Source organism: Comamonas aquatica, assembly GCF_018064205.1.
Taxonomy (GTDB): Bacteria; Pseudomonadota; Gammaproteobacteria; order Burkholderiales; family Burkholderiaceae_C; genus Comamonas; species Comamonas aquatica.
This window is the reverse complement of the sequence record NZ_CP072916.1, coordinates 745,959-772,306: the sequence shown is the minus strand read 5'-3', so window position 1 is coordinate 772,306 and position 26,348 is coordinate 745,959. Positions and strand designations below refer to the sequence as shown.

Annotated in this window: 22 protein-coding genes, 2 tRNA genes, 4 pseudogenes and 1 other annotated feature; of the genes and pseudogenes, 23 read left to right on the top strand and 5 right to left on the bottom strand. The window is 62.2% G+C overall.

Annotation, left to right across the window (positions count from 1 at the left end; genetic code table 11):
• Positions 1-26 precede the first annotated feature (26 nt).
• The 6 genes from sdhA (at position 27) to KAQ61_RS03565 (ending at position 5,667) form a co-directional block, all read left to right on the top strand.
• The gene (gene sdhA / locus KAQ61_RS03590) at positions 27-1,832 is read left to right on the top strand and encodes a succinate dehydrogenase flavoprotein subunit (RefSeq protein WP_183301277.1); all 1,806 of its coding nucleotides are present in this window, start codon (positions 27-29) and stop codon (positions 1,830-1,832) included.
• A gap of 30 nt (positions 1,833-1,862) precedes the next feature.
• Positions 1,863-2,567 (top strand): succinate dehydrogenase iron-sulfur subunit, encoded by a 705-nt coding sequence (locus KAQ61_RS03585; protein WP_042412378.1) that lies wholly within the window; start codon positions 1,863-1,865, stop codon positions 2,565-2,567.
• Between the two features lie 3 nt (positions 2,568-2,570).
• Complete coding sequence (locus KAQ61_RS03580; RefSeq protein ID WP_042412380.1) at positions 2,571-2,846, top strand: FAD assembly factor SdhE; 276 nt, start codon at positions 2,571-2,573, stop codon at positions 2,844-2,846.
• 59 nt (positions 2,847-2,905) lie between these two features.
• On the top strand, positions 2,906-4,216 hold the full coding sequence (locus KAQ61_RS03575) for a citrate synthase (RefSeq protein ID WP_042412382.1): 1,311 nt from the start codon (positions 2,906-2,908) through the stop codon (positions 4,214-4,216).
• 288 nt (positions 4,217-4,504) lie between these two features.
• Entirely contained in the window at positions 4,505-5,311 is an 807-nt protein-coding gene (gene map, locus KAQ61_RS03570; protein WP_210930520.1) for a type I methionyl aminopeptidase, read from the top strand.
• A gap of 20 nt (positions 5,312-5,331) precedes the next feature.
• Entirely contained in the window at positions 5,332-5,667 is a 336-nt protein-coding gene (locus KAQ61_RS03565) for an SMR family transporter (RefSeq protein WP_042412531.1), read from the top strand.
• Between the two features lie 65 nt (positions 5,668-5,732).
• On the opposite strand, the gene KAQ61_RS03560 is transcribed toward KAQ61_RS03565, so the two are convergent.
• The 3 genes from KAQ61_RS03560 to KAQ61_RS03550 form a co-directional block, all read right to left on the bottom strand.
• Positions 5,733-6,392 carry a nitroreductase gene (locus KAQ61_RS03560; protein ID WP_043387217.1) on the bottom strand — a complete coding sequence of 220 codons (660 nt, stop codon included), beginning with the start codon at positions 6,390-6,392 and terminating at the stop codon, positions 5,733-5,735.
• A 204-nt stretch (positions 6,393-6,596) separates the two neighbouring features.
• Complete coding sequence (gene cysE / locus KAQ61_RS03555; RefSeq protein WP_154164881.1) at positions 6,597-7,400, bottom strand: serine O-acetyltransferase; 804 nt, start codon at positions 7,398-7,400, stop codon at positions 6,597-6,599.
• 36 nt (positions 7,401-7,436) lie between these two features.
• Positions 7,437-8,237: an RNA methyltransferase gene (locus tag KAQ61_RS03550; protein WP_210930519.1), complete on the bottom strand. Its 801-nt coding sequence runs from the start codon at positions 8,235-8,237 to the stop codon at positions 7,437-7,439.
• 203 nt (positions 8,238-8,440) lie between these two features.
• On the opposite strand from KAQ61_RS03550, the gene KAQ61_RS03545 reads away from it, so the two are divergent.
• The 7 genes from KAQ61_RS03545 (at position 8,441) to KAQ61_RS03515 (ending at position 15,824) form a co-directional block, all read left to right on the top strand.
• A complete protein-coding gene (locus KAQ61_RS03545; RefSeq protein ID WP_244982972.1) occupies positions 8,441-9,325 on the top strand; it encodes an inositol monophosphatase family protein in 885 nt (294 codons plus the stop codon).
• A gap of 156 nt (positions 9,326-9,481) precedes the next feature.
• Complete coding sequence (locus tag KAQ61_RS03540; RefSeq protein ID WP_210930518.1) at positions 9,482-10,453, top strand: DnaJ C-terminal domain-containing protein; 972 nt, start codon at positions 9,482-9,484, stop codon at positions 10,451-10,453.
• Positions 10,450-10,764, top strand: a complete 315-nt coding sequence (locus tag KAQ61_RS03535) for a chaperone modulator CbpM (protein WP_210930517.1) — start codon at positions 10,450-10,452, stop codon at positions 10,762-10,764. The genes KAQ61_RS03540 and KAQ61_RS03535 overlap by 4 nt, the downstream gene beginning before the upstream one ends.
• Before the next feature lie 194 nt (positions 10,765-10,958).
• Positions 10,959-13,553 carry a DNA mismatch repair protein MutS gene (gene mutS / locus KAQ61_RS03530; RefSeq protein ID WP_210931685.1) on the top strand — a complete coding sequence of 865 codons (2,595 nt, stop codon included), beginning with the start codon at positions 10,959-10,961 and terminating at the stop codon, positions 13,551-13,553.
• A gap of 82 nt (positions 13,554-13,635) precedes the next feature.
• On the top strand, positions 13,636-14,457 hold the full coding sequence (locus KAQ61_RS03525; protein WP_210930516.1) for a proteasome-type protease: 822 nt from the start codon (positions 13,636-13,638) through the stop codon (positions 14,455-14,457).
• A gap of 43 nt (positions 14,458-14,500) precedes the next feature.
• Positions 14,501-15,322, top strand: coding sequence for an alpha/beta fold hydrolase (locus tag KAQ61_RS03520; RefSeq protein WP_210930515.1), 822 nt, complete (start codon positions 14,501-14,503; stop codon positions 15,320-15,322).
• A 133-nt stretch (positions 15,323-15,455) separates the two neighbouring features.
• Positions 15,456-15,824, top strand: a complete 369-nt coding sequence (locus tag KAQ61_RS03515) for a hypothetical protein (RefSeq protein WP_210930514.1) — start codon at positions 15,456-15,458, stop codon at positions 15,822-15,824.
• A gap of 31 nt (positions 15,825-15,855) precedes the next feature.
• On the opposite strand, the gene KAQ61_RS03510 is transcribed toward KAQ61_RS03515, so the two are convergent.
• Positions 15,856-15,929 (bottom strand) — tRNA-Gly (locus KAQ61_RS03510).
• Between the two features lie 287 nt (positions 15,930-16,216).
• Positions 16,217-16,339 (bottom strand): annotated as a pseudogene (locus KAQ61_RS03505) (transposase); the annotation flags it as partial.
• Between KAQ61_RS03505 and KAQ61_RS03500 the strand changes: the two are divergent.
• From KAQ61_RS03500 to KAQ61_RS03460, 10 genes and pseudogenes are all read left to right on the top strand, one after another.
• Positions 16,313-16,392, top strand: a tRNA-Thr gene (locus KAQ61_RS03500). The pseudogene KAQ61_RS03505 and the gene KAQ61_RS03500 overlap by 27 nt on opposite strands.
• Positions 16,393-16,941: 549 nt before the next feature.
• The gene (locus tag KAQ61_RS03495; RefSeq protein ID WP_210930513.1) at positions 16,942-17,610 is read left to right on the top strand and encodes a hypothetical protein; all 669 of its coding nucleotides are present in this window, start codon (positions 16,942-16,944) and stop codon (positions 17,608-17,610) included.
• Positions 17,611-17,810: 200 nt separating this feature from the next.
• Positions 17,811-18,020 (top strand): hypothetical protein, encoded by a 210-nt coding sequence (locus KAQ61_RS03490; protein ID WP_042419516.1) that lies wholly within the window; start codon positions 17,811-17,813, stop codon positions 18,018-18,020.
• Positions 18,021-18,100: 80 nt separating this feature from the next.
• Entirely contained in the window at positions 18,101-19,333 is a 1,233-nt protein-coding gene (locus KAQ61_RS03485) for a plasmid recombination protein (protein WP_210930512.1), read from the top strand.
• A complete protein-coding gene (locus KAQ61_RS18925; RefSeq protein WP_338026748.1) occupies positions 19,317-19,670 on the top strand; it encodes an HGGxSTG domain-containing protein in 354 nt (117 codons plus the stop codon). Before KAQ61_RS03485 ends, KAQ61_RS18925 begins: the two co-directional genes overlap by 17 nt.
• Before the next feature lie 82 nt (positions 19,671-19,752).
• Positions 19,753-20,306 (top strand): annotated as a pseudogene (locus tag KAQ61_RS03480) (IS3 family transposase); the annotation flags it as partial.
• Positions 19,797-19,913: a sequence feature (AL1L pseudoknot), on the top strand. (Overlaps the previous pseudogene by 117 nt.)
• Positions 20,303-20,689: pseudogene (locus KAQ61_RS03475) on the top strand (IS30 family transposase); the annotation flags it as partial. The pseudogenes KAQ61_RS03480 and KAQ61_RS03475, both read left to right, overlap by 4 nt.
• Positions 20,690-20,717: 28 nt before the next feature.
• A pseudogene (locus KAQ61_RS03470) lies at positions 20,718-20,987 on the top strand (integrase core domain-containing protein); the annotation flags it as partial.
• 227 nt (positions 20,988-21,214) lie between these two features.
• Positions 21,215-24,748: a helicase-related protein gene (locus KAQ61_RS03465; protein ID WP_210930511.1), complete on the top strand. Its 3,534-nt coding sequence runs from the start codon at positions 21,215-21,217 to the stop codon at positions 24,746-24,748.
• Positions 24,749-24,919: 171 nt separating this feature from the next.
• Positions 24,920-26,347 (top strand): AAA family ATPase, encoded by a 1,428-nt coding sequence (locus tag KAQ61_RS03460; protein WP_210930510.1) that lies wholly within the window; start codon positions 24,920-24,922, stop codon positions 26,345-26,347.
• Position 26,348 lies beyond the last annotated feature (1 nt).

Here is a 26,348-nt window from a genome sequence, read left to right as displayed (position 1 = left end):
TGATCCTCCACGATTGAAGGTTAAGAATGAGCTACTCCAAAGCAAATATCACCAAGCGCAAGTTCGACGTTGTCATCGTTGGCGCCGGCGGCTCCGGTCTGCGTGCCGCCCTGGAACTGTCCCGCGCCGGCCTGAGCGTGGCCTCGCTGTCCAAGGTTTTCCCCACACGTTCGCACACCGTGGCCGCCCAGGGTGGCGTATCCGCGTCACTGGGCAACATGTCGGAAGACAACTGGCACTACCACTTCTACGACACCATCAAGGGCTCCGACTGGCTGGGTGACCAGGACGCCATCGAGTTCATGTGCCGTGAAGCACCCAACGTCGTGATCGAGCTCGAACACTTCGGCATGCCGTTCGACCGCAACCCCGACGGCACGATCTACCAGCGTCCGTTTGGCGGCCACACCGCCAACTACGGCGAAAAGCCTGTGCAACGCGCCTGCGCGGCCGCTGACCGTACCGGTCACGCCATGCTGCACACGCTGTACCAGCAGAACGTCGCCTCCAAGACCAACTTCTTCGTGGAGTGGATGGCCCTGGACCTGATCCGCAACACCCAAGGTGATGTGGTCGGCGTGACGGCCCTGGAACTGGAAACCGGCGACCTGTATGAGCTGCACGCCAAGGCTGTGCTGCTGGCCACCGGCGGTGCCGGTCGCATCTTCGCTGCCTCGACCAACGCCTTCATCAACACCGGTGACGGCCTGGGCATGGCGGCGCGCGCCGGCATCCCGCTGCAGGACATGGAGTTCTGGCAGTTCCACCCCACCGGCGTGGCCGGTGCTGGCGTGCTGCTGACCGAAGGCTGCCGCGGCGAAGGCGCTATTCTTTTGAATAGCGAAGGCGAACGCTTCATGGAGCGTTACGCGCCCACGCTGAAGGACCTGGCACCCCGTGACTTCGTGTCGCGCTCCATGGACCAGGAAATCAAGGAAGGTCGTGGCTGCGGTCCCAACAAGGACTACATCCTGATGAAGCTGGACCACCTGGGTGCCGACACCATCCGCAAGCGCCTGCCTTCGGTGGAAGAAATCGGCCACAACTTCGCCAACGTGGACATCACCAAGGAACCGATCCCCGTGGTGCCCACCATCCACTACCAGATGGGTGGTATTCCCACCAACATCAACGGCCAGGTCGTGACCTGGGACGGTCAGCAAAACCGCGTGGTCGGCGGTCTGTACGCCGTGGGCGAATGCTCGTGCGTGTCGGTGCACGGCGCCAACCGCCTGGGCACCAACTCGCTGCTGGACCTGCTGGTCTTCGGCAAGTCGGCCGGCAAGCACATCGTGCAGTTCGTCAACGGCTTCGGCGACCATGCTGCCGTGCCCGCTGACGGTTCCGACCGCACCCTGGCCCGCCTGAACCAGCTGGACGAATCCAAGGAAGGCACCTATGCCCAGGACATCGCCGGTGACATCCGCGCCGCCATGCAGCAACACGCTGGCGTGTTCCGCACGCAAAAGGGCATGGACGAAGGCACGGTCAAGATCAACGCCATCCGCGAACGCGTCGGCTCCGTGACCCTGAAGGACAAGTCCAAGGTCTGGAACACCGCCCGCATGGAAGCGCTGGAAGTGGACAACCTGATCGAAGTGGCCCAGGCCACCATGACCTCCGCGGCCGCCCGCAAGGAATGCCGCGGTGCCCACACCGTGTACGACTACGAACGCCCTGCGGACGACGCCGAGTGCCCACTGGGTCGTAACGACAAGGAATGGATGAAGCACACCCTGTGGGACAGCGCCTCCAACAGCCTGTCGTACAAGCCTGTGAACCTCAAGCCCCTGACCGTGGAATCCGTGCCACCCAAGGTCCGCACGTTCTAATCCAGCAGCAGCCCACGAAAGAAATATCAAATGAAGCGTACTTTCAAGATCTACCGCTACGATCCCGATAAGGATGCCAAGCCCTACATGCAGACCGTGGAGATCGAACTCGACGGCCACGAACGCATGCTGCTGGACGCACTGGTCAAGCTCAAGGCCCAGGACCCCACCATCTCCTTCCGCCGCTCCTGCCGCGAAGGCGTGTGCGGCTCGGACGCCATGAACATCAATGGCAAGAACGGCCTGGCCTGCCTGACGAACATGAACACCCTCAAGGGCGACATCGTTCTCAAGCCCCTGCCCGGCCTGCCAGTCATCCGCGACCTGATCGTGGACATGACGCAGTTCTTCAAGCAGTACCACTCGATCAAGCCTTACCTGCAAAGCGACATCTACGCGACGCCCAGCAAGGAACGCCTGCAGTCGCCCGAAGAGCGCGAAGAGCTCAACGGCCTGTACGAGTGCATTCTGTGCGCCAGCTGCTCGACCAGCTGCCCCTCGTTCTGGTGGAACCCCGACAAGTTCGTGGGCCCTGCCGGTCTGCTGCAGGCCTACCGCTTCATCGCGGACAGCCGCGACACCGCCACCGGCGAGCGCCTGGACAACCTGGAAGACCCCTACCGTCTGTTCCGTTGCCACACCATCATGAACTGCGTGGACGTGTGCCCCAAGCACCTGAACCCCACGAAGGCCATTGGCAAGATCAAGGAGCTGATGGTGCGTCGCGCCATCTGATCCATGAACGACATGGACGCAATCCTCGAAGAACGGGAGCGCGACCTGCTGCGGTGGCGAAGCCGCCGCGGCCTGGTCGAGAACGATCTCTACATCGAGAAGTTTTTCGCCACCCATGGCAACCAATTGACGCGGAGACACGCAATTGGTTTGTCTGCCCTGATGGACTTGGCAGACAACGATCTGATGGACCTGTTCCTGCGCCGCAAAGAGCCAGAAGGTGCATTGGACACCCCTGAAGTTAGAGAAGTGCTGCAGATGGTGCGCAAGCCCATCTGATCAGCACAGCTTGCAAAAAAGGCCGACCAGAGCCGGCCGATCAGAGAAGGAAGTTGGAAATGAAACTCGCAGACAACAAAGCAACGCTGTCTTTCAGCAATGGCGCGCCCAGCGTCGAACTGCCGGTTTACCAGGGCAATATCGGCCCGGATGTCATCGACATTCGCAAGCTGTACGGCCAGTCGGGCATGTTCACCTATGACCCGGGCTTCCTCTCTACGGCGGCGTGCCAGTCGGCCATCACCTACATCGATGGCGACAAGGGCGAACTGCTGTACCGCGGCTACCCCATCGAGCAGCTGGCCAAGAACTGCAACTTCCTGGAAACCTGCTACCTGCTGCTGTACGGGGAGCTGCCCAACGAATCCCAGAAGGCTGACTTCGAGAACCGCGTGACCCAGCACACGATGGTCAACGAACAGATGCAGTTCTTCCTGCGTGGCTTCCGCCGCGATGCCCACCCCATGGCCGTGCTGACCGGTCTGGTGGGCGGCATGTCGGCCTTCTACCACGACAGCACCGACATCAATAACCCTGAGCACCGTGAAATCGCCGCGATCCGCCTGATCGCCAAGATGCCCACGCTGGTCGCCATGGCTTACAAGTACGGCATCGGCGCGCCCTACATGTACCCCAAGAACGACCTGTCGTACGCTGGCAACTTCATGCGCATGATGTTCGGCAACCCTTGCGAAGAGTACAAGGTCAACCCCGTGGTCGAAAAGGCCCTGGACCGCATCTTCATCCTGCACGCTGACCACGAGCAGAACGCCTCCACCTCCACCGTGCGTCTGTGCGGCTCGTCGGGCACCAACCCCTTCGCCGCCATCTCCGCCGGCGTGGCCTGCCTGTGGGGCCCTGCCCACGGCGGCGCCAACGAAGCCTGCCTGAACATGCTGGAGCACATCCAGGCCAACGGCGGCATCGCCAAGGTCGGCGAGTTCATGGAACAGGTCAAGGACAAGAACAGCGGCGTCAAGCTGATGGGCTTTGGCCACCGCGTGTACAAGAACTACGACCCCCGCGCCAAGCTGATGCAGGAAACCTGCAACGAGATCCTGGCCGAACTGGGCCTGGAAAAGGATCCGCTGTTCGCCCTGGCCAAGCAGCTGGAAAAGATTGCCCTGGAAGACGACTACTTCGTCCAGCGCAAGCTCTACCCCAACGTGGACTTCTACTCCGGCATCGTGCAGCGCGCCATCGGCATCCCCGTGAAGCTGTTCACCGGCATCTTCGCCCTGGCCCGCACCGTGGGCTGGATCGCCCAGCTGAACGAACAGATGGCCGACCCCGAGTACAAGATCGGTCGTCCCCGCCAGCTGTTCACCGGCTCTGTCGCCCGCGACGTCAAGCCCCTGAACCAGCGTTGATCCCACGGGCTGCCCAGATGGGAGCCCGCGCATCCGCACCGCAAAAGCCAGCACGCTGCCCCGCGTGCTGGCTTTTTTCATAGCACCTTGCGCTTGCCAAACAAGGTTTTCAGATGCTTTTCAGCATCAACCCCTGGATTCACGAGCGCCAGCCACTCTGTTTATCAGAGCAGGAAAACCGTGCACCCCGGGGCACTTGCCTGGGGCGCCTGCACGGCGGCCACGGCAACACGCTACAGTGTGGACCGTTGTGTTTCACCTGCGGCCGCCGTCCTGCGGCCTACCTCCATGGCCAAACGACCCCACCGCCGCCTCCCCCCCATCCACGGCGCTGCTGACATTGCCCAATCCCGCGAAGCCGGCCTGCTGGCCGCCCGCGTGCTGGAAATGCTGACCCCGCATGTGCAGCCCGGCGTCAGCACCGACCACCTGGACCGCCTGTGCCACGACTTCATCGTCGATGAGCTGCGGTGCATCCCCGCCAACATCGGCTACCACGGCTACCCCAAGACGGTGTGCGCCTCGGTCAACGAGGTGGTGTGCCACGGCATTCCCTCGGCCCAGGAGATCCTGAAGGACGGCGACATCGTCAACATCGACGTGGCACTGATCAAGAACGGCTGGTTCGGCGACACCTCGCGCATGTACACCGTGGGCCAGGTGGCGCCCAAGGCGCAGCAGCTGATCGACACCACCTACGAGGCCATGGTGGCCGGCATCCGCGCCGTCAAGCCCGGCGCCACGCTGGGGGACATCGGCCACGCCATCCAGACCGTGGCCCACCGCGACGGTTTTTCCGTGGTGCGCGACTACTGCGGCCACGGCATCGGCCAGATCTACCACGACGAGCCCCAGGTGCTGCACTACGGCTACCCCGGCCAGGGCATGGCGCTGCAGGAAGGCATGATCTTCACCATTGAGCCCATGCTCAACGCCGGCAAGCACGACACCAAGGAACTGAACGACGGCTGGACCGTGGTCACCAAGGACAAGTCGCTGTCCGCGCAGTGGGAACACATGGTCGTGGTCACCGCCACCGGCTACGACGTGCTGACCGCCTGGCCCGAAGGCACGGGCCGCTACCCCAAACCGTGAGCGCAGAAGGACTCCCCTCCCTGGGCAATGGCTACGGCTACCTGGGCATTGCCATCGTGGCCGAGGTGCTGGCCACGTCCTTCCTCAAGAGCGCCGAAGGCTTCACCCGGCTGTGGCCCAGCGTGATCGTGGCCGTGGGCTACGGCATTGCCTTCCTGTGCCTTTCGCTGACCCTGCGCACCATCCCCACGGGCGTGGCCTACGCCATCTGGTCGGGCGCGGGCATCGTGCTGGTGTCGGCCATCGCCTGGATCTTCCTGGGCCAGAAGCTGGATGCCCCGGCCCTGATCGGCATGGGCCTGATCCTGGCCGGCGTGCTGGTGATCAACCTGTTTTCCAAGACCGCCGGACACTGAGGCCTTCCACCCACCCATAAAAAAGCGCTTCCGTGGAAGCGCTTTTTTCATGTTCAGCCCACAGTTCAGAAACCGCGCAGCTGACCCCACTCGGCAAAGTCGGCGCGCGATGCACGCATGCTGTTGATGGGCGCGGTCTTGTCCTCGTAACCCAGGGCGATGCCGTAGGTCACCAGGTAGCCGTCGGGCACCTCCACGTGCTGCTTGACCACCGCGTCGTAACGGCGCCAGAAGCCCTGGGCACAGGTGGCCAGGCCTTCCTCGGTCGCCCGCAGCATGAAGGACTGCAGGTAGATGCCCAGGTCCATCCACTGCACCGGGCCCATGCGCTCTTCGGTGAACATGATCAGCCCGACCGGCGCACCAAAAAACTGGGCATTCTTGGCCAGCTGCTGCAGGCGCCCGGCCTTGTCCTCGCGCGGCACGCCAATGCTGGCGTACAGGTCTTCACCATTCGCAAAGCGGCGGGTGCGGTAGGGCTCCCACAGGTTGGGGGGGTAGGACAGGTGGGCGGGGTTTTCCTCGCCCGGGGTCTTGGCCACGTCGGCCAGCATGGCCTGCAGGGCATCGCCGGTCAGCGCGGCCACGCGCCAGGGCTGCATGTTGCCGCCCGATGCGGCCAGCGCCGCATCCTGCATCAGCTGTTGCACCAGTTCGGCCGAAGGCACTTGGGAGGTAAAGGCACGCACCGAACGGCGCTCGCGCAGGGCTTGGGAAACGTCCATGGGCTCAGGTCTCCAGTCTCTGGGGGTGAAAAATCAAAACGGCAAGCGTACAAGAGCACAGGCCGGCACCGCGCCACCTTGGTGACGCGCGGCGTGCTTTTTTTCGGGGGGGGGTGGACGACAAGCGCCGGGGGCCGGGCCACACAGACCCGCCACCGCCGACCTGCGCGCGCCATAACGCGGCTGGGCGCGGCTGAGTGCGGCTTACTTGCCCAGGATCTGGTCGATCTTGGATTTCTCGAAGTGCCCGCCACGCTCGCTTTCGCAGGGCACACAATCGGCCTTGAGCTGGTTGGACAGCTTTTCCACCGCCTGCCACAGCAGCTGCAGCTGCTGCTCGTGCGTGGCTGCGCCTTCGGCCAGCCCCTTCATGGCCTGGCTGACGGGGTCGTCCTCCTGGGTCACGCCATAGGCCGTGAACACCTGGGGCGCTGCCGCCTTGGGGGCTGCGGGCGAGGCCTCCAGCTCGGTCACATCGGCGCTTTCGCCCTGCTTGGAAGGGATGATGCGTGCCGGAATGCCCACGGCCGTCGCGCCGGCGGGCACGGGCTTGATGACCACGGCATTGCTGCCGATCTTGGCACCATCGCCCACCTCGAAGCCGCCCAGCACCTTGGCCCCCGCAGCCACGACCACGTCCTTGCCCAGGGTGGGATGGCGCTTGGCGCCCTTGTACAGCGAGGTGCCGCCCAGGGTGACGCCGTGGTAGATGGTGCAGCCGTCGCCGACCACCGCCGTCTCGCCGATCACCACGCCCATGCCGTGGTCGATGAAGACGCGCTCGCCAATCACCGCGCCGGGGTGGATTTCAATGCCGGTCAGCCAGCGGCCAAGGTGCGAAGTGAAGCGACCCAGCCACTTGAGGTTGTGCGTCCAGCACCAGTGCGCCGGACGGTGCCACCAGATGGCATGCAGGCCCGGATAACAGGTAATGACCTCCCAGGTGCTGCGCGCCGCAGGGTCGCGGTCAAGAATGCACTGGATGTCAGAACGCAGTCGGGAAAGCATCAGAGGCCGTCACTTGTTACAAAAAGGGCTGCCAGTTTAGTGCTTTGGGGGCGTGCTCTGCAGCATGCTTTTGGCAACACCGCGCAGGATGTGGATTTCTTCCTGCGTCAATTGCGCACGGTTGAACATCTGGTTCAGGCGCGGCATCAGCTTCTTGGGCGCAGCCGGGTCCAGAAAGCCCAGGTGGGCCAGCGCCTGCTCCCAGTGGCCCAGCATGCCGGCCACCTGCTGCATGTCGGCGCGGCTGGGGTGCGGCGTGTGCTCCTCCACCGGAAAACCACCCAGGGCCTGGCGCCACTCGTAGGCGATCAGTTGGATCGCCGCGCCCAGGTTGAGGGAGCCGAACTGGGGGTTGGACGGAATCGACAGCGCCACATTGCAGCGGTACACGTCGTCGTTGGCCATGCCAAAGCGCTCACAGCCGAACAGCAGGCCCACGCCGGTTTCCCCGCTGGGACTGGCCACGGCTTCGGTTTCACCAGTCAAATCAGCCTCTAGCGCTTGTCCAGCCTGCGCCTTCAGCTCTCCTTGGATGAGCATTTCAAAGTGCTGGCGCGGCGCCCGGGTGGGCGGGCCAAAGTCGCGCGGCGTCATGGCCGTGGCGCACAGATGCGACAGGCCGTCCACAGCCTCGTCCAGCGACTCGACAATGCGCGCCTGGTTCAGCACATCCAGGGCACCGCTGGCGCGCTGGATGGTTTCCTCCTTGCGCAGCACATTCGCCCAACGCGGGCGCACCAGCACCAGGTCGTCAAACCCCATGGTTTTCATGGCGCGGGCGGCAGCACCCACGTTGCCAGCATGGCTGGTCTCGATCAGGATAAAACGGGTTTTCATTCGGAGATCGGCCCGCATTGCAGATACGGGCAGCAGAAATCGGGCAAGCCGGTTAGAATTTGCGCCCTATTGTCGCTGCCCGCATCGCCGGGCGTGCGTAAACCCGTTCATCATCCGCGTTCAGCGGTGCGCCATCCCAGGTTGTGAGAGCAGAGACAGAGAAATTGGGGAGGGCCGCGCGCTGGGCGCCAACTGCACAATTTATGTCGTCTTCCTCCCTGCACCCCATGCTCAACGTGGCCATCAAGGCCGCACGCGCCGCCGGCGCCATCATCAACCGCGCGGCCCTGGACGTTGAATCGGTCCGCGTGGCCCAAAAGCAAGTCAACGACTTCGTGACCGAAGTGGACCAGGCTGCCGAGCGCATGATCATCGAGACCCTGCTGGGAGCCTACCCCGGCCACGGCATTCTGGGCGAGGAAAGCGGCAAGGAATTCGGCGCCAAGGATTCGGACTACGTCTGGATCATCGACCCCCTGGACGGGACCACCAACTTCATCCACGGCTTCCCCGTGTACTGCGTCAGCATCGCGCTGGCCGTCAAGGGCAAGATCGAGCACGGCGTGGTCTACGACCCCACCCGCAACGACCTGTTCACCGCCACCCGTGGCCGTGGCGCCTTCCTGAACGAGCGCCGCATCCGCGTGAGCAAGCGCGCCCAGCTCAAGGACTGCCTGATCTCCACCGGCTTCCCCTTCCGCCCCGGTGACAACTTCCGCGCCTACATGCGCATGTTCGCCGAGATCACCCAGCGCACCGCCGGCGTGCGCCGCCCCGGTGCCGCCGCCCTGGACCTGGCCTACGTGGCCGCGGGCTTCACCGATGGTTTCTTCGAAACCGGCCTGTCCATCTGGGACGTCGCCGCCGGCAGCCTGCTGGTGACCGAAGCCGGTGGCCTGGTCGGCAACTTCACGGGTGAAGCCGACTTCCTGGAACAGGCCGAATGCCTGGCCGGTAATCCCCGCGCCTACGGCCAGCTGGTCGGCATCCTGGGCAAGTACAGCAAGTTCGCCGGGGTGGAGGACAAGCTGGGCGTGGACGCCGCCGTGGCCGCCGACAAGCAGGACGACGACAGCCAGGACGACTGATCCACCGCGCCCCGACGCACCATCCAGCCGCAAGCGCGCACGCCTTGCGGCTTTTTTACGCCTGTACCACATGCGCCGCCGGCCTACGGCGCTGCGCCAGTGCTTGCGCCACCATGCGGGCATGCGGCACCCGGCTGCCGCGCGCAGGAGAACCAGGTGGAATACAAGGACTACTACCGCATCCTCGGTGTGGACAAGAACGCCAGCGCCGAAGACATCAAAAAAGCCTACCGCAAGCTGGCACGCAAATACCACCCCGACATCAGCAAGGAGCCCGATGCGGCCGCCCGCATGGCCGAAGTCAACGAGGCCAACACCGTGCTGTCCGACCCCGAGAAACGCCTGGCCTACGACCAGCTGGGGGATGCCAGCCACCCGACCGGCGCCGGCCACCGCCCGGGCCAGGGCGGGGGTTTCCAGCCACCGCCCGGCTGGGACCAGCAGGACTTCCATTTCCACAGCAGTGCCGACGGCGCCGAGCACCCCGAGTTCAGCAGCTTCTTCGAAGAACTGTTCGGCCGCGGCCAGCGCACGCGCCGCAGCGGCCCGGCGCCGGACCTGCGCGGCCAGGACCAGCATGCCGCCATCGAACTGGAGGTGCCCGACAGCTACCACGGCGGCATGCGCGTGCTGCGGTTGCGTGGCGTACGCCTGGATGCCCAGGGCCATGCCGTGGAGGACGAGCGCGAACTGCAAGTCACCATCCCCCAGGGCGTGTACGAGGGACAGATGATCCGCCTAGCCGGCCAGGGCCTGCCCGGCTATGGCCAGGGCCCGGCCGGCGACCTGCTGCTGGAGGTGCGCTTCAAGGACGACAAGCGCTGGCACACCCAGGGCAAGGACGTCTACCAGCAACTGCCCCTGGCCCCCTGGGAGGCGGCGCTGGGGGGACCGGTGGAATTCGACACCCTGGCCGGACCACTGGAGATCCACATCCCGCCCGGCTCGCAGGCCGGGCGCAAGCTGCGCGTCAAGGGCAAGGGCCTGCCCAGCCGCACGCCGGGCGACCTGTACCTGGTGCTGCAGATCATCGTGCCGCCGGTATTCAACGATGCCCAGCGCCAGGCCTATGCCGCCCTGTCCCAGGCCTTTGACGGCCGCAACCCTCGCACCGGAGGCACCGCATGACCACCCCCTTCTACACCCCGCCCGATGTGCTGGACGAACAGGCCTTGAGCCTGGAGCAACTGGCCGCCGCCTGCCGCATGGCGCCCCAATGGGTGATTGAGCGCGTGACCACTGGCGTGCTGCAGTGTGACACCACCGATACCACCGGGCACAACAGCCCCCAGTCCTGGCGCTTCAGCACCCACACCGTGATCCGCGCACGGCGCATCGCACAGCTGGAACGCACCTTCGAGGCCGACCCGGAGCTGGCCGCCCTGACCGCCGACCTGATGGAAGAAGTGCGGCAGTTGCGCCGCCGCATCAGGGGCTGATCCCCCTCGCACGCCCGGCGCCAGCCGCATCCCGGATAATTCCTGCCTGATTTTGGCGGCCGCTTGGCTGCGACCGTCCACACCGAGGAATTTGAGCTTTGTCCACATCTGACGTTTCCACGCACACCCCGAACAACAACAGCGTGCAGACCGCCACTTCTCCGCTGACTGCCCCCATCGAGCAGCACACGCCGATGATGCAGCAGTACATCCGGCTCAAAGCGGACTACCCGGACACCCTGGTGCTCTACCGGATGGGCGACTTCTATGAAGTCTTCTGGGACGACGCCGAGAAAGCCGCCCGCCTGCTGGACATCACCCTGACCACGCGCGGCCAGTCTGCGGGCTTTCCTGTGGCCATGGCCGGCGTGCCCTTTCACGCCCTGGAAGGCTATCTGGCGCGCCTGATCAAGATGGGCGAATCGGTGGCGATCTGCGAGCAGGTCGGGGAAGTCGGTGCCAGCAAGGGACCGGTGGAGCGCAAGGTGGTGCGCGTGGTCACCCCCGGCACGCTGACCGATGCCGAGCTGCTGAACGACAAGCAGGAGGCCATGCTGGTCGCCCTGCACACCGCCGGGCGCCAGCGCTGCGGCCTGGCCTGGATGAGCGTGACGCAGGGCCGCATCCACCTGGCCGAGTGCGCCCAGGACGAGCTGGACGAATGGCTGGCGCGCATCGGCCCCAGCGAGGTGATCTACAGCGCCGGCGTGACCGAGCGCTTTGAGCAAGGCCTGTTCGCCCTCAAGCACAGCGGCGCCATCGCCTGCCCCTTGAGCCCACGCCCGGACTGGCAGTTCGATACGGGCCTGGGCGAACGCAAGCTGCTGGAGCTGCTGGGCGCCGCCAGCCTGAAGGCCTGGGAGGCCGAGGCCCTGCCCCTGGCGCACGCCGCCAGCGCCGCCCTGCTCAGCTACGCCGAGCACACGCAGGGCCGCAACCTCACGCACATCCACAGCCTGCAGGTGCAGCGCGACGACCAACTGATCAACCTGCCACCCAGCACGCGCCGCAATCTGGAGCTGGTCAAGACCTTGCGCGGCGAGGACAGCCCCACGCTGTTTGCGCTGCTGGACACCTGCCTGACCGGCATGGGCAGCCGCCTGCTCAAAAGCTGGCTGCTGGAGCCCCAACGCGACCGTGCCGATGCCATCGCCCGCCTGCAGGCCACCACCGTGCTGCGCGGCAGCGATGCCCTGGGCGGCACCATGCCCTGGCAGGCGCTGCGCGGCGAGCTCAAGGGTGTGAGCGATGTGGAGCGCATCACCGCGCGCACCGCGCTGCGCCAGGTGCGCCCGCGCGAGTTGGTGGCCCTGGGCAAGACGCTACAAAAAGCGCAGCTGCTGGCGCAGACCACACCTTCGCCATCGCCGTATTTGAACCAGATTTTTCAGGACCTGGTGCCACCCAGCGGCTGCGCCGAGTTGCTGGCACGCGCCATCCTGGAGGAGCCCGCAGCCCTGGTGCGCGATGGCGGCGTGATCGCGCGCGGCTTTGATGCCGAGCTGGACGAGCTGCGCGCCATCCAGGAAAACTGCGACGAGTTCCTGCTGGAGCTGGAAGCCAAGGAAAAGCTGCTCACCAACATCCCGAACCTGCGCGTGCAGTTCAACAAGGTGCACGGCTTCTACATCGAGATCACCAACAGCTACAAGGACGTGGTGCCCGCGCGCTACCAGCGCCGCCAGACGCTGAAGAACGCCGAGCGCTACATCACACCCGAGCTGAAGGCGTTTGAAGACAAGGCCCTGTCCGCGCAGGAGCGCGCGCTGCAGCGCGAGAAGTTCCTCTACGAACAGCTGCTGGACCAGCTGCAACCCCATGTGCCCGGCCTGACCCGCGTGGGCCAGGCCATCGCAGCGCTGGATGTTCTGTGCACGCTGGCCGAGCGCTCGCTCACCCTGCACTGGAGCGCCCCCGAATTCACCAGCGTGCCCTGCATCGAGATCGAGGCCGGCCGCCACCCCGTGGTGGAAGCGCGCATGGCCGAAACCTCCAGCGGCAGCTTCATCGCCAACCACACGCGCATGAACGTCAACACGCGCATGCAGATCATCACCGGCCCCAACATGGGCGGTAAGTCGACCTACATGCGCCAGGTGGCGCTGATCGTGCTACTGGCCAGCATGGGCAGCCACGTGCCCGCCGCGGCCTGCCGCCTGGGGCCCATCGACGCCATCCACACCCGCATCGGTGCGGCCGACGACCTGGCCAACGCCCAGTCGACCTTCATGATGGAGATGACCGAGGCCGCGCAGATCCTGCACGCCGCCACACCGCACAGCCTGGTGCTGATGGACGAGATCGGCCGCGGCACCAGCACCTTCGACGGTCTGGCGCTGGCCAGCGGCATTGCCACGCAGCTGCACGACAAGACGCGTGCCTTCACCCTGTTTGCCACGCACTACTTCGAGCTGACGGAGCTGCCCGCCAAGGCCAAGGCCGCCGTGAACGTGCACGTGGGTGCGGCCGAGTCGGGCCACGACATCGTCTTCCTGCACGAGATCCAGCCCGGCCCGGCCAGCCGCAGCTATGGCGTGCAGGTGGCCAAGCTGGCCGGCATGCCAGCCGCCGTGCTGAACCACGCGCGCCACACGCTGGAGGCCCTGGAAGCGCGCGACGAAGCCGGGCGCGAGCAGGTGGACCTGTTTGCCGCCCCGCCCCTGCCGGCGTCCGCCCTGCAAGCCACCCCGGTCGAGGATGCGCTGGCGCAGATCAACCCCGACGCCCTCAGCCCGCGCGAGGCGCTGGAAGCCCTGTACCAGCTGAAGAAGCTGGCGCAGCGTACGTAACCCCCCAGCCCTCCGCCGACACTGCCACCCGCCAGCGGGCACTACACTTGCTTGCCCCTGCGGCTTTCCTGCCCTTATTGCCATGACCTACTGCATCGCCATCAAGCTCAACGCTGGCCTCGTCTTCCTGTCCGACTCGCGCACCAACGCGGGGCTGGACCAGATCAACACCTTCCGCAAGATGATGATCTACGAGCAGACCGGCGACCGGTTCATGGCCCTGCTGTCGGCGGGCAACCTGTCGATCTCGCAGTCGGTGCGGGAGATCCTGCAGACCCACCACATCCGCGACGACGCCAGCGGCGAGGCCATCAGCATCTGGAACGCCAAGAGCATGTTCGACGCGGCCCGCGTGCTGGGCGCCGCCGTGCGCCACGTGTACGACCGCGATGGTGTGGCGCTCAAGCGTGCCGGCGTGGACTTCAATGTTTCCATGCTGTTCGGCGGCCAGATCCAGGGCGAGGGCATGCGCCTGTTCCAGGTCTACTCGGCCGGCAACTTCATTGAGGCCACCAGCGAAACCCCGTTCTTCCAGATCGGCGAGTCCAAGTACGGCAAGCCCGTGCTGGACCGTGTGCTGCACCCCGAGCTGCCACTGGACGAAGCCGCCAAGTGCGCCCTGGTGTCCATGGACAGCACGCTCAAGTCCAACCTGTCGGTCGGCCTGCCACTGGACCTGGCGGTGTACGAGGCAGGCAGCCTGCGCTGCGACAAGGTGGTGTGCATCGACGAGCACAACCCCTATTTCCAGATGCTGCGCAGCAACTGGGGCGAGCGCCTGCGCGCGGCCTTCGACAGCATCGAGGACCCGCAGTGGTTCGGTGGCAACAGCACCGTCCCTCTGGTGATGGACAAGCCCGGCGCCGTCAAGAAAATCACCACGCCCGAAGAAAAATTGATCTGACGCAGCCGCAGCGGCTGCGCCCACCCCGCAGAACCGGCTCCGTATGCAACCCCTGATCTTCTCGCACGCCAACAGCTTTCCTGCTGGCACCTACCGCCTGCTGTTTGCGCTGCTGCGTGAGCGCGGCTTTGACGTGCAGGCCATCGACCGCTTCGGCCACGATGCGCGCTACCCCGTCACCGACAGCTGGCCCCACCTGGTGCAGCAGCTGGCCGACTTTGCCGCGCCCCTGGTGCAGCGCTGGGGCCAGCCGGCCCTGCTGGTCGGCCACTCGCTGGGCGGCTTTCTCAGCGTCATGGCCGCGGCCCAGCACCCGCAGCTGGCCAGCGGTGTGCTGATGCTGGACTCGCCCCTGATCAGCGGCTGGCGTGCACGTTCGCTGGAGATGGCCAAGCGCGCCCAACTGGTCGGTGCGGTTTCACCGGGCAAGATCAGCCGCAAGCGCCGCAACCTGTGGACGCAGCGCGAGGAAGCGCTGGCGCTGTTCCAGAGCAAGAAATCCTTCGCCCGCTGGCACCCACAGGTGCTGCAGGACTATGTGGACCACGGCCTGGCCGAGGACGCCGAGCAGCGCATCACACTGCACTTCACGCGCGAGGAAGAAACCGCCATCTACAACACCCTGCCGCACAACCTCAGCGCCCTGCTGCGCCGCCACCCGCTGCGCTGCCCGGCGGCCTTCATCGGTGGCCTGTCGTCCAAGGAGATGAAGCAGGTCGGCATGGACATGACGCTGCGCATCACCCACGGCCGCATCATGATGCTCGACGGCAGCCACCTGTTCCCCATGGAGCAGCCCGCGGTGACGGCCGCCGCCATCGAAGCCAGCTGGCTCAACCTGCAGGCCGCAGCGCGCAAGCCCTGACGCGGTCGTCCTTAAAAAAGAGAAGCAGCCCGCGCTTGTTAAACCTTGCTTTCAACGCGCTTTCTATCCACAAGCCAATTGAATCCTGCGCTGGCCGCTATTCTTTTATTCCTTGTTTGAACACGGCACCCCCATGGCACTGGATTACCTGGATTTTGACTACAGCGAAGACGAAGACGGCAACGGCACCTGGGACGCCATGGCCAGCGTGGCCGACAGCCGCTGGGCCGCGCTGCTCGAGGAAGTGCGCCAGGTGCTGCACTGGGCCAGCCACGACTTCCGCGGCCGCCGCGCACCGCTGGAGGACGGCGGCGACTGGGACTTCGACCTGAGCGCCCAGGACGACGACCACGGCCGCGCCCTGCGCATCCGCTGGGACCGGGCGGGCGATGCAGTGCAGGCCGAGGCCCCGCAGCCCGGGGGCTATGGCACCGTGACGCTGACCCTGACGGGCAACACCGCCTTTGGCGATGCACTGCGCCAGGCGTTTGGTCTGGAATGAGGGGAAAACAGCGCCACGAACGGGCAAAAGATGGAGCGGGTGATGGGAATCGAACCCACGTATCAAGCTTGGGAAGCTGGCGTTCTACCATTGAACTACACCCGCCTATCTACAACCCCATGATTTCATTGATCTTTTGCCCGTAAGGCGTTGATCTTCAAGGGTAAATAGGCTTTTTTAGCGATTCTTTTAACTCAACCAAGCTCAACCAAACTCGTCCACAATCGGCAGCTTGGTGTAGTTTTTGGTGTAGTTTTTTCTTCGCATTCAACTCAGATGCAGTGAAGGGCTGGTACAAAACTGACCCTTCACTTTCCAAATCTGGAAAGCATTCTAGCGCACTATCGTCCGCTGAATAATCGCACTTTAGTGACCCCTCTCTTAGCTGGATTCCTGATGCCAGTGGAGTCAACCAACAGGTGCAGACCGGCTGTGCTGGAGCGGTACGCCACCTGGACACCCAGACTGCGTTGGCGACGACACAACGTGCTGAAGTCGGGAGCTGGCCACCTCAGTTCTCTCCTTCGTAATGAGAAGGTCGCGTGTTCGATTCATGTCTCCGGCACCATTGAAATAAAGAAACCTCGCTATGTTTTGCATAGCGAGGTTTTCTGTTTTTGCAGGCATGCATCCCACATGCATCCGGCAGTACATGGTTTTGATGCTCCAGTGTGCTGAGTTGCGAAGTGTCGCAACAAATCACACCAGGCTCCGTGGCAGCTCCTTCAACCAGCTACTTGCTCAGCTGCTTGAGCAGGCCGCTCTTACCAATCAGGTCTTCTGGCTTCTTGAGTTGGCCAGCAGGCCAGGCAGTAGTACTTCGGTACTTCGTGTTTCTTGGTGCTCATGATGCTTACGGACAGACCGACTTGTGCCGGCAGTGGATTGTCCGTTTACACACAACTCCGCACACCCTTCGCTATGGATTTGGTATCAATAAATCACATGATCGATTTCTTTATCCAGTGCATTTGAAGCAAGGAGACACCGCTATTTTTTGAGTAGCGGTGCTTTGTTGTTTCCGACGACGTAAGAGCGGATGTAAGACGATTTTTTAGACGGCTGGCGCTGGCCTGCGCCAGCCACTCAACCCAAACCGCGCAAGGAGACTGGATTCGTGCCCCCGTTTGACAAGACCCGTACCACCACCGAACTGCCGAGTTTGCCCATCGAGTGCGCCCCACATGTGGACCTCGAACTCACGGAACAACAAGCGCGCACCATGCTGGCCATCCAGGCCAAGACCGAGCAGCTCAAGCAAACACTGCGGCAAGACCCTTTGTGGGGCACCCCGGTTTATCTGCCACCCAGGGGCTTTCCGCTCAAACCAGAAGCCAGCGAGCAAGCGCTTGCCGAGCAGTTGCCCTGGCCTGCCCTGCTGACGCTGGCCAATTGCGCAGAGGAAACCGCCGTACTCGCCCAGTGCTCCGTTAAAGAGTTGCTGCTGTATGCCATCCAGATCTGCCCGTACCAGCATGTGGCCGTCTTGATTCAATTTTTGTCGCACAAAGAAGGCGTCCAAGCATCTGCCAAGGCGTTGAGCCCTTACATCCGACAGCTGAGAGACAAAGAAGCCCGCATCAAAGCAGGTGCCCGCAAAGGGGCCGACAAATCTGCGCATACGCGGCGCAAGCAGTCCAAGGTACCTGCGCCGCAAGATCTCCAGCGTGAAGCAGACAAGTTGATGGCCAGCCACTATGCGAAGCAGGACGTGGCAGGTATTTTGGCCAAACGCTACGACGTCACGCCGACGACCATTCGTCGCAAGCTGAATGCCGCCACATAGCAAACGCTTCGTATAGAGCGGGCTCTGCCATCTCGCTGGCAGGTTTTCTGCAGACTGAATTACAGGGCTTGGATAGGTGAGCACCTGCAATCTGAATCTCTGTTGCCATCACAAAAATACGAACATGTAGGGGGCTCATGTTCGTCGTGACTTTCAAAGTCGCGGCCATCACAACTTCTTCAACTCAGAGGAATACAACGATGGCCTACTTTGTTGCACACCCCGTCCGCCTGGACGAAGAAACCCGCTCCCACATCACCACCGCCGAGGCGGCTTTCCACCTCAACCGCTCCGAGCAGACCCTGCGCCTGTGGGCCTGCAAGGAAACGGGGCCGCTGCGCCCTGCCCGCATCAACAACCGCTTGGCCTGGTCGGTCGCCGAGCTGCGCCGCGTTTTGGGTATCCACTAAACCGCTGCCCCGCCATGCGTTCGCTGGCCCTCTCCAACCCAGCCGTGCCCGTCACGGCTGGGTGCATTTGAGGGGCACGCGTGCAGATAGACCGCCGAACACGCCCTGCCAACCTGCTGGTGCGCTTTGCCAAGCTCAAGGGCCCCACGGCAGCGCTGCGGGCGGCTCGGCACAATCTGCGCGAGCTGGCCTTGACGCCCAACATCACCCCAGGCCAGCAGCATCTCAACCTCGTCTTGCTCGGGCACCAGACGGCGGAAGCGGTCAACGCTGCCTACAAAGCACAGCTGGAAGCAGCAGGCATCGACAAGCTGCGTGTGGATGCCGTGCGCCTGATCGAGGCCTTGATCAGCCTGCCTGTGGGCATCCGCGATGACGAATCCGCGTACTTCCAAGCTGCTTTGGACTGGATGGCCACAGAGTTTGGCAGCGCCAACCTCCTGAGCGCGGTCGTGCACAAGGATGAAAGCGCACAGCACATGCATGTGCTGATCGTTCCCCTGGTCCACGGGCGGATGCAAGGCTCGGATTTACTGGGTGGTAAAGCACAGCTGCGTGCGCGCTTGGCGCGCTTTGAACAAGCCATGCAGCCCCATGCTGCAGCTTTAGGCCTGCTGGACCATTCCGAGATGGCGCTGACGGCAGAACAAATGGCCGGGGAAGTCATTCGCGCACTCCAGCACCGCAAAGACCCGATGTGGAAAAGCTGCGTGGCCCAGCTGCTTCGCAACTGCATCGAAGAAGCCCCCCAGCCGTTTTATGCAGCCCTGGCCCCGACGTTGGGGCACGCCGACACCCTAAAACCGCCTCGCCCTCGTTGCCGCCCCAAGCGCACGAAAACGATGGCTGAGATCTGTACCAAGCCAATCACCAAGCTCCGTGGCACGGCTGCGGAGCGCTACCGCCAAAGCCCGGAATACCAGCGTGCCCACATCACGGCACCTGCACGGCCCAAGCCTGCTGCCAGCATGGTGGGCACCCGTGCCATCTCAGACGCCTCGCGCAGTTCCTCGCCTCCCGTGCATGTTGTGATTGCACTGAAACTGCCCGCCTTGCCGCAGCGAACCCTATGCTCTGTAGGGTTCGCTGGCGCTGGTCCCACTTGGCCCATCCATACCAGCCTTGGCATCCTGGCCCAGCCTCGACCGGCATTCCAGGCAAGCATCTCCAGGGTACGGGCAGCACCAATCCCATCGTGGCCGGCCGCAAAGTCCCCGCAACCGACTCCTCAACGCACCAGTTGGCTGGTGGCACCTGACTTGCTGAACAGCGTGCTTTTGAAATGGTGGCTGCTCCATGCGCGGGTTCCCTGAGATGGGACAACACACAAGTACGTTCAATTGCAAAACCGAGGCCCCCATGCACTACCCCACCCAACAACATGCCATACCGGCGCCAGCATCTGGCCGCCAGAGCGCTGATCACGAACCTGCGTCCGTCCATCTCCACAGCGACTGCTGTGGCGCGAGGACGCGCAAGGGCACTCCCTGCAAAAGCAAAGTCCTGTATCGCGGTGGACGCTGCAAGCTGCATGGTGGCTTGTCCACGGGGCCAAAAACCAAAAAGGGCAAGGCTGCCAGCCGCCGTAATGGAAAGAAAGGCGGTCGCCCCAGGAAGAACCGACAAACTGAACGCAAAGACACTGCTTAAAACCCAACCCCATGAGAACCAGACAAAACCTGACATTCGAGAGCAGGAGAAAAATTGTCGTTTCCGTGATACGGACAACAGAGGCAAGGAACTGCGCCGGGCCAATCACATCCTGAAGACGGCCAGCGCGTTTTTTGCGCAGGCGCAGCTCGACCGCCGATTGAAGTCTTGAAGAACTACATCGACCGCCACCGTGACGACTACGGGGTCGAGCCCATCTGCCGGGTGCTGCAGATGGCCCCGTCGTGTTACTGGCGCCACGCAGCCCGGCTGCGTAACCCGCAACTGCGCAGTCAACGCGCCCAGCGTGACGAATGCTTGAAGGCGGACATCCAGCGCGTGTGGCATGCCAACTGGCAGGTCTACGGGGCTGACAAGGTCTGGCTGCAGATGAACCGCGAGGGCATCGCAGTGGCGCGCTGCACAGTCGAGCGGCTGATGCGTGCCATGGGTTTGCAAGGGGCACGCCGTGGCAAGACGGTGCGCACCACCACGCCGGACACATCGGCACCGTGCCCGCTGGACCACGTCAACCGGCACTTCAAGGCCAGCCGCCCCAACGCGCTGTGGGTGTCGGACTTCACCTACATCTGCACCTGGCAGGGCTTGCTGTATGTGGCCTTTGTTGTGGACGTGTAAAGAATGGGCAGCCGTTGGCTGGCTATGGTGCCGTCACGATGGCCAATGCTCTCAGAAAAACTGTCACCAAACTGCCTGCCCAGCTATGGAAATCGTTAACGTGGGATCGTGGTAAGGAGCTGTCAGACCACGCACGGTTCACTGCCGAGTCAGGGGTGCAGGTGTTCTTTGCTGATCCTCATAGTCCATGGCAACGTGGTACGAACGAAAACACCAACGGGCTGCTGCGCCAATACTTCCCCAAGGGCACGGATCTATCTCGATGGAACCATCGAGAGCTTCAAGCAGTGGCATTGACACTCAACAATCGACCACGCAAAACGTTGGGCTGGAAAACACCTGCGGAAGTCTTTAATGAGTATCTAGAATCGGTAACTTAACTTGGTGTTGCGACGACCGGTTGAATCCACCCAATACGTCAGCATCCGCTACACCGAACGGCTGGACCAGGCGGGCATACAGCCCTCGGTGGGCAGCCGGGGTGACAGCTACGACAACGCGCTGGCCGAGACCATCAACGGTCTGTACAAGGCCGAGCTGATTCACCGCCGGGGCCCCTGGAAGACCAGGGAATCCGTGGAACTGGCCACCCTGCAATGGGTGCACTGGTTCAACCATGTCCGATTGCTCACGCCGATTGGGGGCATCCCTCCGGCAGAAGCTGAGGCAAACTACTAGTGGCAACTCGCCGTCAGCAACACCTCGATAGAGGTGTCAACTTAAACCAATCGGCCTCCTTGAATCCAGGGGCTGTTCACTGCTTGCTTGGCCAGCAGTGCAGGGCAACATTCATGAAGTCGAAGCCACAAAGCTTAGTGTCTATACCTATCGGGGATTGAGCGCAATTCCTTCGACCGCTTCGCGCCAAAATCTAGGTCATTAATTTTGCGGTTTTAACTTTCCCAATGATAAAACTTGAAGAACTCACAAAAGATATCCAGATCAGCGGCCTGGTGCCTGGCGAAGTTGTAAAAATCGTCAATATTGAGGACATAGGTCCCAACGCACGCTTGATTGCCTACCGCAATACGCAAGGCAAACTGGATGAGCAAACTGTTTTCAGAAGTGACGAGCATCGCCTTGCACTGGCTACCTGCGGGCGTGCTTGGGCTTTTGATGCAGATCCTGCGGGCTTTAAGTTAGCGTTGGAGGCTTACCGCATTAGCCTAGCGCACCTGTTTGATCCACTGATGGCGGTGCATACGTCCAACGTGGAGCCGCTGCCACACCAAATTTCAGCCGTCTACGAGGCGATGCTGCCGCGCCAACCCTTGCGATTTGTCCTGGCTGATGATCCTGGCGCAGGCAAAACGGTAATGGCAGGGTTGCTCATCCGCGAAATGATCTTACGTGCAGATGCACGGCGCGTGCTCATCGTTTCGCCCGGTTCACTCACGGAGCAGTGGCAAGACGAGTTGCGTGAAAAATTCGGGCTCGACTTTGAATTGTTCAGTCGCGAAAAGCAGGAGCAGTGTCATAGCCGTAACTACTTTGCCGAGCAAGATCGGTTGATTGCCCGGCTGGATCAGCTTTCGCGCAACGAAGAATACCAGCAACTGTTGTCACACACCGAATGGGACCTCATCGTCGTCGACGAGGCCCACAAAATGTCTGCCAACTACTTTGGCAATAAGGTCAACGAAACAGGGCGTTTCAAGCTGGGCAAATTCCTCGGCAGCATCACTCGCCATTACCTGCTGATGACGGCCACGCCGCACAATGGGAAGGAGGAGGACTTTCAACTCTTCATGTCTTTGCTGGATGGCGACCGCTTCTATGGCAAGTTCCGCGAAGGGGCTCACAAGGTGGACATCACCGACATGATGCGCCGCATGGTCAAGGAAGAGCTGCTTCGCTTCGATGGCAAGCCCTTGTTTCCCGAGCGCTGTGCGTACACCGTCAACTACACCCTGTCTGATGCCGAGGTGCTGCTGTACGACCAGGTCACCGACTACGTACGCAACGAAATGGACCGCGCGGACCGGCTGGACGGCAAACGCAAAGGCACCGTGGGCTTTGCCTTGACACAGTTGCAGCGCCGCCTGGCATCGAGCCCGCAGGCCATTTACACATCGCTCTCGCGTCGCCGTAAAAAACTCGAAGCCCGTTTAGACGAGCTGCAACTTAAAGCCCGCGCTGACGTTCTGCGCGAGAACCTGGGTGAATACGTGGTCAAGCGCCAGCTGGATTTGCCAGACGACCTTGATGACGCTGCCGACGAACTCAGCGCAGAAGAATACGAAGCGGTGGCTGATCAGGTGGTGGATCAAGCTACAGCCGCAGAGACCATTCCCGAGCTACAAGCAGAAATTCTGATCCTACGGGACCTGGAAAGTGCAGCAGCGTCCGTCGTTCAGTCGCGCAGTGACCGTAAGTGGGAAGAGTTCTCACGACTGCTGCAAGACGAGCCTGAAATGCGCACAGCCGATGGCCGTCGCCGCAAAATCATCGTCTTTACCGAACACCGCGACACCCTCAGCTACCTGCTGCTTCGTATCCGCGACACGCTGGGCAGCGAAGAGGCCGTGGTTACCATCCACGGCGGCGTCAACCGCGACGAGCGGCGCAAGGTTCAAGAGGCCTTCCGCAACGACCCGGACGTGCTGGTGTTGCTGGCCACCGATGCTGCGGGCGAAGGCGTCAACTTGCAAAACGCCAACCTCATGGTCAATTACGACTTGCCCTGGAATCCCAACCGCATGGAGCAGCGATTTGGCCGTATCCACCGTATTGGCCAGCGTGAGGTTTGTCATTTGTGGAACCTGGTGGCAGCACAGACCCGCGAAGGCGAGGTTTTCAAAACCCTGCTGGAAAAGCTTTCCATCGAGCATCAAGCCTTGGGTGGCAGAGTGTTCAACGTATTGGGCGAGGCCTTTGACAATACCTCCCTCAAAGATCTTCTGATAGAGGCCATCCGCTATGGCGAGCAGCCTGAAACCCGTGCCCGGATGGAGCAGGTGATCGATCAAGCGCTGGACACCCAGCACTTGAAGGACCTCATGGCGCGTAACGCGTTGGTGGAAAACCACATGAGCCTGGACGACCTCTATGCCATCCGCGAGGAAATGGACAAGGCTGAAGCGCGCAAACTCCAACCTCACTTCATTGGTACTTTCTTCCGCGAAGCATTTCGAGTGCTAGGGGGCGAATTGCGCAATCGTGAAACGGGTCGCTACGAAGTGCGCCACGTTCCGGCTGACGTCATGGAGCGCGACCGTGTGATCGGCCATACACGCACCCCTGTGCTGAAAAAATACGAGCGCATCTGCTTTGACCGAGACCACCGCACCCTTTACGGCAAACCCACTGCGGAATTGGTACACCCAGGCCATCCGCTGATGGCGGCAGTGACCGATCTGGTGCTCTCCAGTCACCGCAGTCTGCTCAAACGGGGGGCCATTTTGGTTGACCCGCATGACGACAGCACTGAACCCCGCGTACTCTTTATGCTCGATCACAGCGTGCGCGAAGCCACAGCACTCAGTGGCGGCAGCCCGCGTGACGTGTCCCGGCGACTACAGTTTGTTGAAATGAATGCGGACGGCCACGCCACGCCCGCGCCCTTTGCTCGCCACCTTGACTTGGTGCCCATAACCTCCACTGAAGCGGCCCAAGTGGCCGATCTACTGCAGGCCGATTGGGTGACCCACCACATCGAAGCCCGCGCATTGGCCTACGCTGTAGAGCACCTTGTGCCTGAGCACACCCAAGAAGTCGCCAGCCGCCGCGAGCGCCAAGCGGACAAGCAACTCGTGGCAGTGCGCGAGCGTTTGGTCAAGGAAATCCAATACTGGTCAGACCGCGCGATACGTCTGGACATGGATGTGCGCGCAGGCAAGCAGCCGCGCCTGCAACCCGAAAACGCCCGTCGCCGCGCAGAGGAACTAAGTGCACGCCTCAAACAGCGCACGACCGAACTCCAAGCTATGCGCCATGTGGCTTCAGGCACACCCAATGTGATTGGCGGAGCGCTGATCATTCCAGCTGGGCTACTGGCCCAGCGCAGTGGCGCACCTGATTTCAGCTTGGATGCGGCAGCCCGTGCCCGTATCGAACGTATCGCCATGCAAGCAGTCTTTGACGCTGAACACGCTCTGGGTCATCGCACCAAGGATGTGTCTGCTGAAAAGTGCGGTTGGGATATCACCGTCTATATCGAGCAATCTCAAGGCCTGGCGTTGGAGCGGCACATCGAAGTCAAAGGCCGCGTCAAGGGCCAAGACACCATCACTGTCACCAGCAATGAGATCCGCCACGGGCTCAATCAGAAAGACAAGTTTGTGTTGGCCGTCGTGGTGGTGGATGGGGTGAATGCAGAGTCTGTTAACTACATCCCTATGCCTTTCACGCAAGAGCCTGATTGGGCTGAGGCTAGCAAAAACCTGGCCCTTGGGTTGCTGCTGAGCAGAGCCTTTGAGCCCAAGATGTTCTATGCATAGGCTAGCCCTAGCCCTAGCCCTAGTCTCAAGACAGATGCTCATGACGTGCGTTTCTGAGGTATCCGTTGTGAGATCCAATCTCCGTTGAGGTTAGAGTAGTGGTCTATGACAATTCGAACGGACCAAAGGCAATCCAAGGGCCGCAACCGTGTTTGAAACGAGGGCTGCTCCATGCGATTGAAAACCGTCACGCTGAAAAATTTCCGTTGCTTTGAATCCCTGACGCTGGATCTACACCCGCGCTTGACCGTCATCGTCGGCGAAAACGGTGCCGGCAAGACAGCCGTGTTGGATGGCATCGCCAGTGGACTGAATCCAGTGCTTACCTACCTGTCATCGGCCAATCAGCGTTTAACCGGACGAGGCATCAAAGACGCAGACTTTCGTTTGCAAAGCGCTGAGGCCCCTCTTGGAAAAAAACAATGGGGAACGGCTGACTTCGCCCAAATTCTGCTGGAAACCTATGAAGGCCTGAGCTGGGATTACTGGCGCCCCTCTGGCAACGCTCAAGGGACAAAGCCTGATGAGACCTGGGGAGAGAAGGCGCTCAAAGAGCACATCGCAACCATCGTGGCCAGCTATAAGACAGCACTGCCAGAGCTCACCCCTGTGTTTGCCTACTACGGTGCCAGCCGTGGGCACATCGAGGTGCCCGAGCGCCTGCGTTCTGCAAAACTCAATTACGAATACCCGGCAGCTGCCTTGGTGGACTGCTTCAACCCGCTCAGCGATTTTCGAGAAATGCTGGCCTGGTTTGATCTGGAAGAGTCGTCTGAGCTGCGTGAAAACAAAAATGCCACGGATGAAACCTATTCGCCGTTTCCATCCTTAGAGGCTGTGCGCTCCACCGTGCTCTCCATCCTGGGCAACGCCTACCGCAACCCCCGGTTCAATGCCAGACACAAATTTGTCTTGGAGCGCATCAGTGACGGTGCGGAAATGCAGGTCAACCAACTCAGCCAGGGCTACCAAAGCATGTTGGCACTGGCCATGGACTTTGCACGCCGCTTGGCGATTGCCAATAGATATCGCGATGAGCCAGGGGCCGCATCCGCAAGCTTTATTGATGAAAATTTGAAACTGTTAGAGCGTTGGGACCCTGCCAATGTGCCGGGCCCATTTTTGCCGCAGCTTTTTTTAAGTGCCCCAGCCATCATGCTGGTGGACGAAATCGACCTGCACCTGCACCCATCGTGGCAGCAGCGGGTTTTGCAAGACTTGATGCGGGCCTTCCCATTGACTCAATTCATCGTCACCACCCACAGCCCCCAAGTACTGACCACCGTGCCGCGCGAAAACATCCGCATCCTTGACCAGGACGAAAACGGTCGCATAGGCGTGCGCACGCCAGATTTCAGCCCGCTGGCCCATGAGTCGGGCGATGCCCTGGCCAAAATCATGGGTACCCACCGAGAGCCACCGCTGGCATTGCAAGACGACATTCGGCGCTACGAGCAATTGGTGCGCGCGGGCCAAGAGCAAACCGAAGCAGCGCAAACCTTGCGGGCAACTTTGGACAAAGCTGGCTACCAATTCCACGAAAGCGACCTCACCACCTGGCGCTTTCTGGCAGCACGCAAAGCAGGCAGGGTGAACTGAC